General features: G+C 63.5%; 15 protein-coding genes. 4 read left to right on the top strand and 11 right to left on the bottom strand.

Going from position 1 to position 15,640, the window contains the following annotated elements:
• Positions 1-4: 4 nt before the first annotated feature.
• The 8 genes from BB28_RS10470 to metH all read right to left on the bottom strand — a co-directional run bounded on the left by BB28_RS10470 (position 5) and on the right by metH (position 8,024).
• The gene (locus BB28_RS10470) at positions 5-691 is read right to left on the bottom strand and encodes an NADH-quinone oxidoreductase subunit C (RefSeq protein WP_046253469.1); all 687 of its coding nucleotides are present in this window, start codon (positions 689-691) and stop codon (positions 5-7) included.
• Entirely contained in the window at positions 688-1,242 is a 555-nt protein-coding gene (locus BB28_RS10465; protein WP_030095574.1) for a NuoB/complex I 20 kDa subunit family protein, read from the bottom strand. The genes BB28_RS10470 and BB28_RS10465 overlap by 4 nt, the downstream gene beginning before the upstream one ends.
• Before the next feature lie 72 nt (positions 1,243-1,314).
• Entirely contained in the window at positions 1,315-1,701 is a 387-nt protein-coding gene (locus tag BB28_RS10460; protein WP_046253468.1) for an NADH-quinone oxidoreductase subunit A, read from the bottom strand.
• A 206-nt stretch (positions 1,702-1,907) separates the two neighbouring features.
• Complete coding sequence (locus tag BB28_RS10455; protein ID WP_046253467.1) at positions 1,908-2,303, bottom strand: hypothetical protein; 396 nt, start codon at positions 2,301-2,303, stop codon at positions 1,908-1,910.
• Between the two features lie 69 nt (positions 2,304-2,372).
• A complete protein-coding gene (gene hisG / locus BB28_RS10450; protein ID WP_046253466.1) occupies positions 2,373-3,251 on the bottom strand; it encodes an ATP phosphoribosyltransferase in 879 nt (292 codons plus the stop codon).
• 1 nt (position 3,252) lies between these two features.
• Entirely contained in the window at positions 3,253-3,534 is a 282-nt protein-coding gene (locus BB28_RS10445) for a phosphoribosyl-ATP diphosphatase (RefSeq protein WP_005061184.1), read from the bottom strand.
• A gap of 16 nt (positions 3,535-3,550) precedes the next feature.
• Positions 3,551-4,234: an HAD family hydrolase gene (locus BB28_RS10440; protein ID WP_046253465.1), complete on the bottom strand. Its 684-nt coding sequence runs from the start codon at positions 4,232-4,234 to the stop codon at positions 3,551-3,553.
• Between the two features lie 46 nt (positions 4,235-4,280).
• Entirely contained in the window at positions 4,281-8,024 is a 3,744-nt protein-coding gene (gene metH, locus BB28_RS10435; RefSeq protein ID WP_075874200.1) for a methionine synthase, read from the bottom strand.
• A gap of 186 nt (positions 8,025-8,210) precedes the next feature.
• Between metH and BB28_RS10430 the strand changes: the two genes are divergently transcribed.
• From BB28_RS10430 to BB28_RS10420, 3 genes are all read left to right on the top strand, one after another.
• Positions 8,211-9,164 (top strand): PAC2 family protein, encoded by a 954-nt coding sequence (locus tag BB28_RS10430; protein ID WP_371258725.1) that lies wholly within the window; start codon positions 8,211-8,213, stop codon positions 9,162-9,164.
• 93 nt (positions 9,165-9,257) lie between these two features.
• On the top strand, positions 9,258-9,905 hold the full coding sequence (locus BB28_RS10425; RefSeq protein WP_109550607.1) for a trimeric intracellular cation channel family protein: 648 nt from the start codon (positions 9,258-9,260) through the stop codon (positions 9,903-9,905).
• 51 nt (positions 9,906-9,956) lie between these two features.
• A complete protein-coding gene (locus BB28_RS10420; RefSeq protein ID WP_046255727.1) occupies positions 9,957-11,666 on the top strand; it encodes an amidohydrolase in 1,710 nt (569 codons plus the stop codon).
• An 18-nt stretch (positions 11,667-11,684) separates the two neighbouring features.
• On the opposite strand, the gene BB28_RS10415 is transcribed toward BB28_RS10420, so the two are convergent.
• Genes BB28_RS10415 through BB28_RS10405 form a run of 3 tightly spaced genes read right to left on the bottom strand, consistent with a single transcriptional unit; the run spans position 11,685 to position 13,982 of the window.
• Entirely contained in the window at positions 11,685-12,236 is a 552-nt protein-coding gene (locus tag BB28_RS10415; RefSeq protein ID WP_046253461.1) for a hypothetical protein, read from the bottom strand.
• Positions 12,233-12,802 (bottom strand): hypothetical protein, encoded by a 570-nt coding sequence (locus tag BB28_RS10410; protein WP_052740203.1) that lies wholly within the window; start codon positions 12,800-12,802, stop codon positions 12,233-12,235. The genes BB28_RS10415 and BB28_RS10410 overlap by 4 nt, the downstream gene beginning before the upstream one ends.
• 25 nt (positions 12,803-12,827) lie before the next feature.
• The gene (locus BB28_RS10405) at positions 12,828-13,982 is read right to left on the bottom strand and encodes an alpha-hydroxy-acid oxidizing protein (protein WP_046253460.1); all 1,155 of its coding nucleotides are present in this window, start codon (positions 13,980-13,982) and stop codon (positions 12,828-12,830) included.
• A 275-nt stretch (positions 13,983-14,257) separates the two neighbouring features.
• On the opposite strand from BB28_RS10405, the gene BB28_RS10400 reads away from it, so the two are divergent.
• Positions 14,258-15,637, top strand: a complete 1,380-nt coding sequence (locus tag BB28_RS10400) for a SagB family peptide dehydrogenase (protein WP_046253459.1) — start codon at positions 14,258-14,260, stop codon at positions 15,635-15,637.
• Positions 15,638-15,640 lie beyond the last annotated feature (3 nt).

Genomic DNA, 15,640 nt, shown 5'->3' with positions numbered 1-15,640 from the left:
GTCATTAGTTGTAGGACCTCCGCTGATCGGGCGGCGCAATGGTGGCCCCGTGGTACTCGACCGGCACACCACCGAGTGGATAGTCCTTGCGTTGAGGATGACCTTCCCAGTCATCGGGCATTTCGATTCGGGTCAGCGCGGGGTGATCGTCGAAGACGATGCCGAAGAAGTCGTACGTTTCGCGTTCATGCCAGTCAGTGGTCGGGTACACGGCGTTCAGCGACGGGATATGCGGATTACCATCAGGTACAGCCACTTCGAGCATGATCCGGCGGTTCCATGTGATCGACATGAGTGGGTAAACGGCATGCAGTTCCCGCGCGGTGTCCTCGGGGTAATGCACACCACTGACACCCAGACAGAGCTCGAAACGCAGCTGCGGATCATCTCGCAGAGACTGGGCGACCTGCACCAGATGTTCGGCCTTCACGTGGATCGTGAGCTGATCGCGGTAGACGACAACACTCTCGACAGCATCCTCGTAGGTGAGGTGTTCCTGCTCCGCCAGAACCGATTCCAGCCGGTCGACGACTTGGTCGAAGTACCCGCCGTACGGGCGATTCGAACTCGCCGGCAAGGAGATCGACTGAACCAGCCCACCGTAGCCCGAGGTGTCGCCGCTGCCCCGGACCCCGAAGAGCCCATGCCGTACCCCGATGACCTCACCCGAGCTCTGATCGTCGCCAGTCACCGCAGCAGACCCTTCATCTCGATGGTCGGTGTCGCGGCAAGCGCGGCGGCCTCGGTCTCACGGATGACTTCCTCCCGGTTGGCCCCGAGCGGCATCTGCCCAATCTTCTCGTGCAACTTCAAGATCGCATGCAGCAGCATCTCCGGACGCGGCGGGCATCCTGGAAGGTAGATATCCACGGGGACAACATGATCGACACCTTGGACAATGGCGTAGTTGTTGAACATGCCGCCGGATGATGCGCAGACTCCCATGGCAAGCACCCATTTGGGTTCAGCCATCTGGTCGTAGATCTGTCGCAACACCGGAGCCATCTTCTGACTCACCCGGCCCGCCACGATCATGAGGTCGGCCTGCCGTGGCGTCGCCGAGAAACGCTCCATGCCAAAGCGGGCGATATCGAATCGCGGGCCCGCCGTGGACATCATCTCGATGGCACAGCAGGCCAATCCAAAGGTGGCCGGCCACAACGAACCTTTGCGCACGTATCCCGCCAGCGTCTCGACGGTGCTCAGCAGAAATCCGCTAGGCAGTTTTTCCTCAAGACCCATGGCTCTCCCGACAGGTGTGCTTATTCGTGATGTTGCAAGGACTTCCGCGTCGCCCCACCAATCGCATAGGGGCTAATCCCAGCTCAGGCCACCGCGCCTCCATTCGTAGGCGTACGCCACCGACACGTTGACGATGAACAGGGCCATTGCGAGCAGTCCGAACAGTCCGAGGGCGCCGAAATGGACGGCCCACGGATACAAGAAGACGATCTCGATATCGAAAATGATGAACAACATGGCGGTGAGGTAGTACTTGACGGGCACCCGATGTCCGCCGGATGCGGCGCCATGATGATCACGGCCCATCGAATGCTGGGTGGCCTCGATGCCACACTCGTAGGCCTGAAGCTTGGCCCGGTTGTATCGACGTGGACCGACAAACGATGAAATCCCAATGGAGAAAACGGCAAAGGCCACCGCAATGGCGCCGAGTACCAAGATCGGCACATACGCATCCATGGCAGACCAGCCTCCCGAATCGATCGATCGGGTCCCTGTGCTGGATCGGCAACGTTGCCGTGTCAGTGCTGTCTGTGGTCGAGGGCTGCCGACCAGTACAGATGTGACCTAACAAACACACTATCGGTTGGCGCTGGATCCATGCCACCGTTTGACGGTGTTTTGCGCAATTAAGTACTGAGCCGAAGAGCCTGGGAAGGCTGACGTCAGCGGCGTGTAGCGGCAGCCGAACCGAGCAGGTCGATAACCGTCGCGGTCAGTCGCATGGGATCGATCGGCCGCGGCACCACGCCCTCGGCACGAGACCAGCTCGCCAGCCAGCTGTCTTGCGGACGACCGGTCAGAACGACGATCGGCGGCGGAGCGTCGACCTCGTCTTTGACCTGCTTGGCCACACCCATCCCGCCGAAGGGCGTCGCCTCACCATCCAGGACGGCCAAGTCGATACCGCCCGCACCCAGGCGTTCGATGACCATGGGCCCGGTGGCTACCTCGACGAACTCCAGCGGCGGCAGGGCGGAATCAGGCCGGGTGCCGATTCCCTGAATTACCTTGCGCCGGACCGTGATGTCATCGCTATAAACGAGGACGTGCAGCGCCATAGGGCCATGCTAGGCCGAGCCGACGCCGCTCGCGATGGAATCCGGGAAAGCCCAGGAAACCCGGGAAAACTAGGCCCGGAAGAACCTGACCTCGGAGGCCAAGATGGCCTTCGCGCCGATCGCGGCAAGCGCATCCATGGTGGTGTTGACCCCCTTGCGTGGCGCAAGGGCACGCACCGCCACCCACTTCTCGTCGGCCAGCGGGGCCAGCGTCGGTGATTCCAGTCCGGGCGTTACCTTGAGCGCCTCATCCAGAACCTCGCGCGGGCAGTCGTAGTCGAGCATCAAATACTGCTGGCCGAACACCACACCCTGGATGCGAGTGCTCAGCTGCGTGCGCGCGGTTTGCGTTGCCGGATCGGCATTCTCCCGCTCGATCAGCACGGCTTCCGAATCACACAGCGACTCCCCGAAGGGCGCCAGACCGTGCTGACGCAAGGTGCGGCCGGTACCGACAATGTCGGCGATCACATCGGCCACACCCAGCTGGATGGATATCTCGACGGCACCATCCAGACGAATGACTTCGGCCTCGATCCCCTTGGCGGCCAGATCCTTTCGGACCAGGTTGGGGTAGGCAGTGGCAATCCGCTTGCCGGCGATGTCGTAAATCGTCCAGTCTCGATCGGCGGGTGCGGCGTAACGGAAGGTCGAACCACCGAATCCCAGCGCCAACCGCTCGATCACCGGCGCATCGGAGTCCATCATCAGATCACGACCGGTGATACCAAGATCAAGCTCGCCCGAGCCGACATAGATCGCGATGTCCTTGGGCCTCAAGAAGAAGAACTCGACGTCGTTCTGCGGGTCGAGCACGGTCAGATCCTTGGCGTCGCCACGCCGCCGATAGCCGGCCTCCGACAGGATCTCCGATGCGGCCTCGCTGAGCGCGCCCTTGTTGGGGACGGCCACGCGCAGAGCCTTGGGGACGCCGTTCGTACTGGTCATGTCAGAGCTTCCGGTAGACGTCGTCAAGAGTCAGACCGCGGGCGATCAGCAGCACCTGTGCCCAATAGAGCAGCTGGCTCACCTCTTCGGCAAGCGACTCGTCGCTCTCGTGTTCAGCGGCCAGCCACACCTCACCCGCCTCTTCGAGCAGTTTCTTGCCCAGGGTGTGCACCCCCGCATCGAGGGCGGCAACGGTGCCACTCCCCTCGGGCCGGGTCTTGGCGCGATCACTGAGCTCAGCGAACAGCTCGTCGAAGGTCTTCACGGGTGGCGATTCTGTCACGACCCCGCCTGGTGAGTCATATGGGTTTGCACGTGGTGGCGGTCAGCACATCCGCGTGGGCACGCCGCAGGTCGGCCGCGGACAGACCCGACAACGTGGCGGCGTGCCTGCGCCGGTCGCCGGCGGGCACCTCGACATGGTTGGGCACCACCAGCACCACACAACCCGCCGCCTCGGCCGCGGCGGCACCGGTCGCCGAGTCCTCGATGGCCAGGCAATCGGCCGGATCTATGTCCAGCAGCGCGGCAGCCCGCAAGTACGGGTCGGGGGCCGGTTTGGTGCGCACCACCTCGTCGCCGCATACGGTTCCGGAAAACCACTGTGTGCCAATGGTCTTGAGCGCCTGGTTGGTGAGTGATCTGATGGTGTTGGTCACCAGTGCCATGGGTACCTGCTCGGCGGCGAGCTGCGCGAGCATGTCCTGGGCGCCATCGCACCAGGTGAGATTGGTTTCGAAGAGCTCGCCGGTGTACTCGTGCAGCCAGTCGTTCTCGCGGGCCATCAGCTCGGGGTCCGGCTCCAGCCCGAACGCTGCGAACATCATCTTCATGGTGGCCTCGGCGGATCCGCCGAGCAGCGCGGTACGCAGCTCGGGGGTCATCTCGCCGCCCAGCCTGCGGCACGTTTCGGCCATCGAGATATCCCAGAGCTTCTCCGAGTCGATGAGCGTGCCGTCCATGTCCCACAGCACCGCGCGCATGCGACCAATTCTGTCAGAGGTCGCCTGCTGCCCATGACGCCGGTGCTCAGTCCTCAGGGTTGTATCCGAGGTTCGGGCCGAGCCAGCGCTCCGCTTCCTGCAGGGTCCAGCCCTTGCGCTTGGCATAGTCGGCGACCTGGTCCTGGGCCAACCGGCCGACCACGAAGTACTGCGACTGCGGGTGCGAGAAGTACCAGCCGCTGACCGCGGCGCCGGGCCACATCGCCATCGATTCGGTCAGCTCGATGCCGGTCCGCTTCGTGACGTCCATCAGGTCGAACAGTGTCACCTTCTCGGTGTGTTCCGGGCAGGCCGGGTAACCGGGTGCCGGGCGGATTCCCCGGTACTTCTCGCCGATGAGTGCCTCGTTGTCCAGCTGCTCATCAGGCTGGAAGCCCCAGAACTCCTTGCGGACCCGCTGGTGCATCCGCTCGGCGAAAGCCTCGGCCAGCCGGTCGGCGACCGACTCCAGCAGGATCGCGCTGTAGTCGTCCAGATCCGCCTTGAACTCCATGATCTTGTCCTGGCTGCCGAGCCCCGAGGTGACCGCGAAGGCGCCGACGTAGTCGGCCAGGCCCGTGTCCTTGGGCGCGATGTAGTCGCCCAGCGACCGGTTCGGGATGCCGTCGCGGTGCTCACCCTGCTGACGCAGGTTATGCAGCGTGGTCAGCACCTCAGTGCGAGTGTCGTCGGTGTAGACCTCGATGTCATCACCCACCGCATTCGCGGGGAAGAAGCCGATCACCCCATTGGCGGTCAGCCACTTCTCCTTGATCAGGGTGTCCAGCATCTGCTGGGCGTCGTCGTATAGCTTGCGCGCGGCCTCGCCAGTCGCCGGGTTGTTGAGGATGTCGGGGAACCGGCCCTTCATCTCCCAGGCGTTGAAGAACGGCTGCCAGTCGATGTACTCGCGCAGCTCGGCGATGTCGTAGTCCAGAAACTCCCGAACCCCAATCCCTATGACGGGCGCGGGCGGCGTGTATCCGTCCCACTCGATCGGCGTCCGGTTGGCGCGGGCCTTCTCCAGCGTCAGCGTCGGCCGCTCGTTCTTCTGTGCATGCCGTTCGCGAAGCGACGCGTAGTCCTTCTCGGTGGCCTCCAGCAGTCCTGGCCGCTGCTTGTCATCGAGGAGCGCGGCGGCGACGGGAACGGAACGCGAGGCATCTTTGACCCAGACCACCGGGCCCTTGCGCCGTGGTGAGATCTTTACCGCGGTGTGTGCGCGCGAGGTGGTCGCGCCACCGATCAGCAGCGGGATCTGGAGCCCTTCGCGTTCCATTTCGACGGCGAAGTTGGCCATCTCGTCCAGCGACGGGGTGATCAAGCCGGACAACCCGATGATGTCGGCGTCGTGCTCCTTCGCCGCGTCCAGGATCTTCTGGGCGGGCACCATCACACCGAGGTCGATCACTTCGAAGTTGTTGCACTGCAAGACGACTCCGACGATATTCTTGCCGATGTCGTGGACGTCGCCCTTCACGGTCGCCATGATGATGGTGCCGTTGGTGTCCTTGGATTTTGCAGCGCCGGACTCTTCTTTTTCCTTCTCGATGAAGGGCAGCAGATACGCGACGGCCTTCTTCATCACCCGGGCCGACTTCACCACCTGCGGCAGAAACATCTTTCCCGCACCGAAGAGGTCGCCGACGACGTTCATGCCGTCCATCAGTGGACCCTCGATCACCTCGATGGGGCGACCGCCCGCGTCGGCGATCTCGGCGCGCAACTCCTCGGTGTCGTCATCGACATGGGCGTCGATTCCCTTGACCAGAGCGTGCGTAATCCGTTCGCGCACAGGAAGACTGCGCCACTCTTGAACGGCTCGATCGTCTCCTCCGCCCGAGTTCTCCGTGCTGTTGAACCGCTCGGCGATCTCCAGGAGCCGTTCTGCCGCGTCCGCGCGTCTGTTCAGGACGACGTCCTCGATGCGCTCGCGCAGCTCGGAGTCGATCGAGTCGTAGGGCACCAGTGCGCCGGCATTGACGATGCCCATGTCCAGACCGGCCTTGATGGCGTGGAACAGGAACACCGCGTGGATGGCCTCGCGGACGGGATTGTTGCCGCGGAACGAGAACGACACGTTCGAGATACCGCCAGAGATGTGCACCCCGGGCAGGTTCTCCTTGATCCAGGCGCAGGCCTCGATGAAGTCGATCCCATACGTCGCGTGCTCCTCGATACCCGTCGCCAGCGCGAAGCAGTTCGGATCGAAGATGATGTCCTCGGCCGGGAAACCGACCTCTTCGGTCAGGATCCGGTAGGCGCGCCCGCAGATCTCCTTACGACGCTCCAAGTTGTCAGCCTGACCTGTTTCATCGAAGGCCATCACCACGACGGCGGCGCCGTACTTGCGGCACAGCTGCGCTTCGCGGACGAACTTCTCCTCGCCCTCCTTCATGGAGATCGAGTTGACGATCGGCTTGCCTTGCACGTTCTTCAGACCCGCCTCGATGACCTCCCACTTGGAGGAGTCGATCATCACCGGGACGCGGCTGATGTCGGGTTCGGCCGCGATCAGCTTGGTGAACCGATCCATCGCGGCAACGCCGTCGATCATGCCCTCGTCCATGTTGATGTCGATGACCTGCGCACCGACCTCGACCTGCTGCAGGGCGACCGACAGCGCCGTGTCGTAGTCCTCGGCCTTGATCAGGTTGCGGAACCGGGCGGAACCGGTGATGTTGGTGCGCTCGCCGATGTTTACGAACAGAGAGTCGTCGGTGATGTTGAGCGGCTCCAGGCCCGACAGCCGGGTGGCCACCGGCACGTGCGGCAGCTGCCTCGGCGTCATGCCCTCGACAACCTTGGCGATCTCAGCGATATGCGCGGGCGCCGTCCCGCAGCACCCACCGACCAGGTTGACCAGGCCGTCCTCGGCGAACTCGGCAAGGTAGCCGGCCTGGCGCTCGGGAGACTCGTCGTACTCGCCGAAGGCGTTGGGCAGACCCGCGTTCGGATAGCAGGAGACGAACGTGTCAGCAATGCGCGACATCTCGGCGATGTAGGGCCGCATCTCCGGGGCGCCCAGGGCGCAGTTGAGGCCCACCGCGATGGGCCTGGCGTGCCGGATCGCGTTCCAGAATGCCTCGGTGACCTGGCCGGACAACGTCCGTCCGGACGCGTCGGTGATGGTGCCCGAAATGATGATCGGCCAGCGACGCCCACGCTGCTCAAATAACGTCTCCACGGCGAACACCGCTGCCTTGGCGTTCAGCGAGTCGAAGATGGTCTCCACGAGGATGATGTCGGCACCGCCGTCAACCAGCCCGTTGGCTGCTTCAAGATAGGCGGCGACCAGCTGGTCGTACGAGACGTTGCGGGCTCCGGGATCGTTGACGTCCGGTGAAATCGACGCGGTCCGCGTGGTCGGCCCCAGCGCTCCGGCGACGTAGCGCGGCTTCGCAGGGGTGCTGTAGTCGTCGGCGGCCGCCCGGGCCAGCGCGGCACCCGCATAGTTCAGCTCGTAGCTCAGCTCTTCCATGCCGTAGTCGGACAGCGATACCGCGTTCGCGTTGAAGGTATTGGTCTCGAGGATGTCTGCACCTGCCTCGAGATACTCACGGTGGATGCCCTCGATGATGTGCGGCTGCGTCAGAGTGAGCAGATCGTTATTGCCGATGAGGTCACTCGGCCAGTCGGCGAACCGAGCGCCGCGGTATCCGGCCTCGTCGGGCCTGTCGCGCTGGATCGCCGTACCCATCGCGCCGTCGATTACCAAGATCCGCTGTTCGAGAGCAGTGGTCAGCGCGTCCGTGCAGTCGGGTCGGACATTCGGCTGCAGATTGGTCACGTGCATTCCTTCCAGAGCGGAAGGCGTCCTTAACTCTGCCGAGCGTGGCGGTCACGGGCTGTGATCCGGAACCGTTGCAACGCCTCTCGACCGGATCGAGTCTACGTCGTCACTCGACGGTCGTGCGAACGCCTAGTTTGTCTGCGGTGTCGTGCGGGTTTTATTAGCGGCGGTCATATCAACAATGTGATCCGGCTATCCAATCCATTCTCCGCCAGCCGCAGCTCGTCCCCGTCACGCAGGGCTTACGCTGGCACCGTGACCCAGTCGGAGACCGCCCAGAACGGCCTACCCGTGCTGCGCGACCCGGTGGTGGTTGCGGCATTCGAGGGCTGGAACGACGCCGGAGATGCCGCCAGCGCTGCGTTGGAGCACCTGGACACCACCTGGCAAGCCACTCCGTTGATGACCATCGACGATGAGGATTACTACGACTACCAGGTCAATCGTCCCGTCGTACGGCTGGTCAAGGGTGTCACCCGCGAGTTGGAGTGGCCGGGCATGCATATCTCCTACTGTTCGCCACCCGGCTCGCAGCGCGACGTGGTGCTGATGCACGGTGCCGAACCGAACATGCGCTGGCGCACCTTCTGTAACCGCCTACTGGCCATCGCAGACCGTCTTAACGTCTCGACCGTGGTGATCCTGGGTGCACTATTGGCCGACACTCCACACACCCGGCCGGTGCCCGTGAGCGGTACCGCCTACTCCCCCGATGCCGCGAAATTCTTCGGCCTGGAGGAGACCCGATATGAGGGGCCCACCGGTATCGCCGGGGTGTTCCAGGACGCCTGTGTGAACGCCGGCATACCGGCCGTAGCCTTCTGGGCCGCGGTACCGCACTACGTATCGCAACCCCCCAATCCAAAGGCGACCGTCGCGCTGCTCCAGCGCGTCGAAGACGTGCTGGATGTCGAGGTGCCGCTCGGAGATCTGCCCGAACAGGCCGAGGAGTGGGAGCAGGCCGTCTCCGAGATGACGACCGAGGACGAAGAGATTGCCGAGTACGTCCAGTCGCTCGAGGAACGTGGCGACGCCGAGGTCGATACCACCGAGATTCTCAGCAAGATCGACGGCGACGCCCTGGCTGCCGAGTTCGAGCGATACCTGCGACGGCGCGGACCACGGTTCGGGGGCTAGTTCCAGACACGCACCGGAACGCCTCCGCACCGAATAGGATTCTGATCCGGCTTCGCCTGGTGGAAGGAATCCGAGTTGACGGCCGTGGCGCTGATGACGAACTCGGCCGAACTGCATTCGTTGGTGTCGATCAGCCATGTGGTCCTTGATTACCTGGGCACCTTGGCCTTTGCGATGTCAGCGGCTCTGGTCGCCGTCGAGAAGAAGTTCGACATCGTCGGGCTCGCGGTGCTTGCCATGGTGACGGCGATCGGCGGCGGGGTAATCCGTGACCTGATCATCGGACAACACCCGCCGGCGGCATTCACGAGTTTTTCCCATATCGGGATCGCGCTTGCCGCAGCGGGATTGGTTTTCCTGTGGCAGCCTCCGGCCCGGCTTACCGGCTGGCCCCTGCACATCACCGACGCCTTGGGACTCGCGGTCTTCTGCGTGACAGGCACCGCCATCGCGGCCCATAGCGGGCTTTCCGCACCTTCGGCCGCACTCCTGGGTGCGCTCACCGCCATCGGAGGCGGAGTCATCCGCGACCTGCTCTCCGGCGAGACACCGATCCTGCTGCGGCCGGACAGCGAGCTCTATGCCATCCCCGCCATGCTCGGCTCCAGCATCACCGCATTCCTGATCCATTTCGGCATCTACTCCGATCTCACCGGAATGGCTGCGGCGTTAGGCGCATTCGGGCTGCGCATAGTTGCGCTCCGATTCCATTGGCACGCACCGCAGGCCCGGAGGCGATAACCCATGCCGCACAACGAAGACCGCGAGGAAGATAAGGAACGAGGGAACAACATGTCTGACATCATCCTGACGGCCGCCACCGTGATCACGATGGACGATGAGCGGCCCCGCGCCGAGGCCATCGCGGTATCGGGAAACCGCATCGTCGCGGTGGGATCGCTCGCGGAATGCACCTCGGCGCTCCCCGGTGCCCGGGTGATCAGCACCGGGGCAGGCGCCCTTCTACCTGGTTTCGTTGAGCCACACGGACATCCGTTCATGAGCGGTGTCATCACCGAAGCTCCCGTGCGCTCCATCGCCCCTTGGAAGGCCCAGAGCTGGGATGACGTCGTCGCCGCGTTTCACGCGGCGCTCGCCGAGACCGACCCATCAGAACCATTGATTTTCAGCGGATTCGACGCACTCCTACACGAACACCCCGCACCGGATGCCCGTGAGCTGGACCAGATCTTCGATGATCGCGTCGCCGCCATCACCGATAACTCCGGACATGGAATCTATTTCGGCACAGCACTGATGAAGCTGCACGGCTGGGACGGAGCCCCGCCGGCAGACCCGGTGGGCGGGCATTACCAGCGCAACACCGACGGCAGTCTCAACGGACGTGGATTCGAGGTTCCCGTACTCACCGAGGTACTGGCACCGCTGATTGCCGGAATGGGCAATCCCCTGCGTTCGGCCGCACTGTTCTTCTCGGCGATGGCCCGCGCGGGATACACATCAGCCTCGGACATGTCCTACGACCGGCAGCTCAAGCCCGCCTACGAGGCACTCGCCGCAGCTCCTTCATGCCCACTTCGGGTCAGTCTGTGGGAGATGTCTACCACCGAAACTTATACCGAATCAGAGGAATTCACGGTCGACGAGGATATGCTACGTAAGACCGGCGTCAAGCTGTGGACCGACGGCGCGGTGTGGGTCGGGACGGGCGCGACGTCGTTCCCCTACGTCGACTCGGATGCGACCCGAAGGGCAGCCATCGACCCGACTACCGCAGGCGGAACACGTTCGTTGAACTACTCCCGCCAGCAGCTCGATGTCATCCTGGACAAGGCCGCGCCCCTGGGTTGGCAGATGGCATTCCATTCCAACGGTGACCTTGCCGTGGAGCTGGCACTCGATGCCTATGAGGCAGCACTACAGCGACACGGCTTGCTCGGCACCGATCACCGGTGGCGGCTCGAACACGTCGGAGGTGCCACCCGCGCCCAGCTGGACCGTGCCGCCCGGCTGGGTGTACACGTCTCCATGTCGCCCTTCCAGTACTACTTCTGGGGAGATCTGTTGGACGGCCACATCTTCGACCACGAGCACGGCAGCCAGTGGCAGCCCTTCGCCGATGCGGTCGCCTCAGGGGCGTGCGTGTCGCTGCACAACGACGGATCCGTCTCACCGCCCTCTCCGTTGACAAACATCCAGACGGTGACGGCCCGGCGCACACGTGCCGGCAACGTCCATGGCGCCGAACAGGCCATCACCCTCGATGAAGCGCTGCGTGCGCAGACCATCAACGCGGCTCGCACACTGCAACGAGACCGCCTCATCGGTTCCATCGCTGTCGGCAAGCTCGCCGATTTCGTCGAACTGTCCCACGATCCGTACGGAATTGATCCCGCACGACTCACCGAGGAAATCAGCATCAAGGGCACCTGGGTCGGTGGCCGACGGGTGGACCTCGATACGTTTCTCGGTGCTTTCCTCGATGCCACCGACACTGACCACAGCTCCGCCCCGGTGGCCCCGATCAAGCACTGTTGCTAACTCGCTATTCGTTGGCAGCTAAACGTATTCGAGTCTGCTCGCGAGCCAGCGACCGTCAATCAGCTCCATGGTCACTTTCATTCGGGACTTGTCGATGCGCGGATCGGGAAGTTGGCTGTTGGTGATCGCCTGATCCACCATCAACAAAACGACCACCTTCTTCTCGGGCGTGTCGAGGGTGTCGGATTGCACCGCGGACGCGAGCACCGTGCCGGTCGCGGTGGCGTGATTGTCAATCAGCAGCTGACGCAACTGCACGGAGCCCTTCGCGAACTGGTCCCTGAGCTCACCCGTGCTGAGTTCAAGGATTTTCGCGAAGCTCTCGTCGACGTTGCCCGAATCGATCGACGTCACCGTCACGGTCACCAGCTCGGCTGCCGTCCGGCCCTGCTCACGCAGCTCGTGAACACGGTGCTGACTCGCCACGATGGGTCCGTCGTGGAACAACTTCCAGCCCAATAGGCCACACGCGCACAACGCGACCACCGCCACGCCAACCATCACACTGGCGAATGCGATCCGCAGCTGGCCACCGGGCGGCACGGCATAGGGCGCCGGATATTCGTTCACAGCAGGTCGATCTTGCTTGTCAACCAGCGACCGTCGACCTTCTCCATCGTCATCCGCACCCGGCTCCGGTCTAGACGAGGCTCCGACAATGCGACGTTCGTCACCGACTGGTCGATAAACAGCAACACGGTGACCTGTGTGGCAGATCCGGACTGGATCGCCGATTCGACCACCAAGCCGGTGGCCTTCGCCTTGTTCTGAACCATCGTTTGACGCAGATCGGCACTGGATTTGGCGTAGGCGTTCTTGAAGTCTCCGGTGGAATTCTCGAGTACCTGGGCTGTGCTTCGATCCAGTTCCCGGTAGTCGACGTTCGTCAACAACGTCGCGAACGCCCGAGCCGCCTCGAGTGCTTGGCTACCGGCGGTATGCACTTCCGCCGATTCGGAAGGCATTTCGCGTCGATCGCCCGCCAGTTTCCAGCCCAGGAATCCGCACCCGCCCAGGGCAAGCAAGGCGATCACGCCGGCCACGATGATCGTGACTGTCGCCCACCGACTCGGTGTGGGGGCAGGCACCGGGTATCCCGGATACGGGATGGGCTCCTGAGGCCACTCCTGAATCACTAACCCCCCACTCAGCTACCGTGCATCAAGGAAGACGCTGCACCGCCAACTCGTTGAGCGAAAGATAGCAGTTCACCGCCATGGTGAGGTCGGCTTCTGCCAGTAGCGACTGGATCACGTGTTTGACGCCGTTGGTTCCATCCAGCGCCAGCCCGTACACGTACGGCCGGGCCACGCCCACCAGGCTGGCACCGAGGGCGACAGCGCGCAAGACATCGATACCGTCACGGACGCCGGAGTCAAAGGTCACCGGAACCGGGCCGGCCGCTTCGACGGCCGCGGCCAGACCATCGATGGCCGGCACTCCCCCATTCGCCTGCCTCCCACCATGATTGGAGTAGGCAATGGCATCGATGCCGCGATCTACCGCCTGCCGAACGTCGTCGACATCGCAGATGCCCTTCAGGATGATCGGCAGTTTGGTCAGTTCTCGATAGTGATCGATATCCGCCCAGGTGAGCCCGGGATGGCTGAACAGCGACGCCCACACCAGGCCCGCGTGCATCGGCGTCAGTTCCCCTGCGGAACGCACGCCCGCGATCTCGAGAAATCGGGGATCGGAGGTGTAGTTGGCCAGGCAATGTCCGTGCAGCATCGGCAGATAACCGTGTTTGAGATCACGGGGACGCCATCCCAGCGTGCCGGTATCCAGGGTCACCGCCAGAGCGTCGTACCCCGCCGCCTCGGCACGCCGGACGAAGTTGTCGGTCAGCTCGGCATCCGATGACGGGTACAGCTGGAAGATTCCGTATGAATCGCCGCGCTCGGCCGCGACCTCTTCCAGGGTGGCCGACGAAAGCGTCGAGTACATGGCGGGTACATCGAGGTCCCGGGCCGCGGCCGCCGTGAGCAGATCGCCGCGGTCGCGGACCGCACCCAACACACCCACCGGGCAGATGAACAGTGGACTGGTGAGTTCGCGCCCCAGAAACGAGGTCGACATGTCTCTGGCCGTGCGATCTCGCAACATCCGGGGCACCAGCCCGTACCGGCGCAGTGCAGCGGCATTGGCGTCTTGGGTGTGCTCATCACCGGCGCCACCACGCACGTAGCCGAAGATTCCCTCGCCTAGCGTTTGCTCCGCGCGGCTCTCCAGTTCGGCAAAGGTGAAGGGAAGGGTTGACACCTTTCCGAGCGCACCCGCGGCATAGAACTGGAGCTGGAAATCGCCGAAATTCATCGAGCACTCCTCATCGTTCGAACATTCGCTGGATGCTCAGCGTACTGGGCACTTTCGGCTTCATCTAGCACCATCGGCCGGATGGCTGAGCATGCTTGTCTGTCAGGTCGCACATTAAGTCCGCGGTGCAAGTAACTCACGCATCCAAGCCCCCGACAGCTACCCTCCCTCCCAGCAAAGGGAGCCCGAGTTAGGGATACCTTACCGGGGTTCCTTATGATCGTCGTGAAACGCATACGCATTCGGCGTGGGCTTACGTTCCTGGAAGGCTTCCGTTGTCCGCTCTCACCTACCCCGCTGGGACCCGGTTCGCGCTACGCGACGGCGCAACGTGCCTCGTCACAGCCGCGGGCGGGATACTCCTGAACCCGCCGCGCAACGAAAAACTCACCGGGCTGTCGCAGCAACAGCGGCGCGTGCTGAAGACTCTCAACAGCGGGCAGGCGACTCTATCGGAACTGGTAACCGATTCCGATAGCGACGCCATCGAGGCACTCATCGGGCGGCTACTCGAAGGCGGCTGGCTTTCGCTGACGGTCCGTGACGACGCGCACGACCTCTATGCCATCCAGTGTTTCGGGTTCCCCGGGCCGCAGCCCGAAGATGCCACACCATCGGCCGTTCATCTGTCGAAATTCTCGGTGCTGCATCGTGATTCACGCGGATACGTACTCGAAAATCCGCGCGGTTGGTGTGATATCCGCATCCATGATCTACGTCTGCTTCCCTTGCTCGACGGCCCCGCAGGTCCTCCCTCCGACCTGGGCGAGGATCTCATCGCGCGGTTCCTGGCGGATTTGCGCTGGGGTGGATTCCTCGTCTCCAACAGTGACGAAGAGAACCACGAGTTCACCTCGATCAGTTGGAGCGCAGCGGATCTGTGGTTCCACCGACGCAGCACCCTGGGCGAGCGCACCGTCACCTGGGATCACTTCGGTCCCACGAAATGGGCGAAGGGCAAGTTCCCGCAGCCGGCGGCGCGCAAACCCAACTATCCGGGAAGCCCGGTCGCGCTGCCCGCCCCGGATCTGGCGACCCTACGCACGCAAGACCCCAGCCTCACCGCCGTCATCGAAGACCGGATCTCGGTGCGGGCCTTCGATGACGCCAACCCCATTACCCTCGAACAGCTTTCCGAGCTCCTGTATCGCACGGCCCGTACCCGTGGTGCCCGCTCGGAAAACGAAGGCGAAGAACTGCTGTCGCGCCCCTATCCCTCTGGCGGCAGTGTGTACGAGCTGGAGCTGTACCCGGTGGTGCGCAACGTCGCCGGACTGGCACCCGGCATGTACCACTACGACTCCTTCGAGCACGTTCTGCGACCGGTGGCCGACGCCGGCTCCACCGCCGTCAAGCAGCTGCTGAAATCGACCTCCGCAACCCTTGAGGGGGGCGCCGAACCACAGGTGCTGCTGGTGATGGGCGCGCGTGCCGGCCGAGTGATGTGGACCTACGAACAGGTCGCCTACTCGGCCATCCTCAAGCACGTCGGTGTTCTCATGCAGACCATCTATCTGGCCGCCACGGCCATGGGCCTGGGTGCATGCGCCCAGGGCTTCGGCGATACCGTGGCATTCACCGCGGCCGTCGCCGTTCCGGAGCTGCAGGAGTGCAGCGTGGGCAGCATGGTGCTAGGCACCCCCGCAGCGTCCTGATCG

Source organism: Mycobacteroides chelonae CCUG 47445 (assembly GCF_001632805.1).
Taxonomy (GTDB): Bacteria; Actinomycetota; Actinomycetes; order Mycobacteriales; family Mycobacteriaceae; genus Mycobacterium; species Mycobacterium chelonae.
Note: the sequence above shows the minus strand (reverse complement) of the source record. Positions and strands in the feature narration are given on the sequence as shown.

Bases quoted from the DNA above. Each gene is read 5' to 3' on its own strand.
- BB28_RS10405 (WP_046253460.1), bottom strand. From the start codon at position 13,982: ATGAATTTCGGCGATTTCCAGCTCCAGTTCTATGCCGCGGGTGCGCTC.
- BB28_RS10440 (WP_046253465.1), bottom strand. From the start codon at position 4,234: ATGCGCGCGGTGCTGTGGGACATGGACGGCACGCTCATCGACTCGGAG.
- BB28_RS10465 (WP_030095574.1), bottom strand. From the start codon at position 1,242: ATGGGTCTTGAGGAAAAACTGCCTAGCGGATTTCTGCTGAGCACCGTC.
- BB28_RS10425 (WP_109550607.1), top strand. From the start codon at position 9,258: ATGACGAACTCGGCCGAACTGCATTCGTTGGTGTCGATCAGCCATGTG.
- BB28_RS10455 (WP_046253467.1), bottom strand. From the start codon at position 2,303: ATGGCGCTGCACGTCCTCGTTTATAGCGATGACATCACGGTCCGGCGC.
- hisG (WP_046253466.1), bottom strand. From the start codon at position 3,251: ATGACCAGTACGAACGGCGTCCCCAAGGCTCTGCGCGTGGCCGTCCCC.
- BB28_RS10460 (WP_046253468.1), bottom strand. From the start codon at position 1,701: ATGGATGCGTATGTGCCGATCTTGGTACTCGGCGCCATTGCGGTGGCC.
- BB28_RS10420 (WP_046255727.1), top strand. From the start codon at position 9,957: ATGTCTGACATCATCCTGACGGCCGCCACCGTGATCACGATGGACGAT.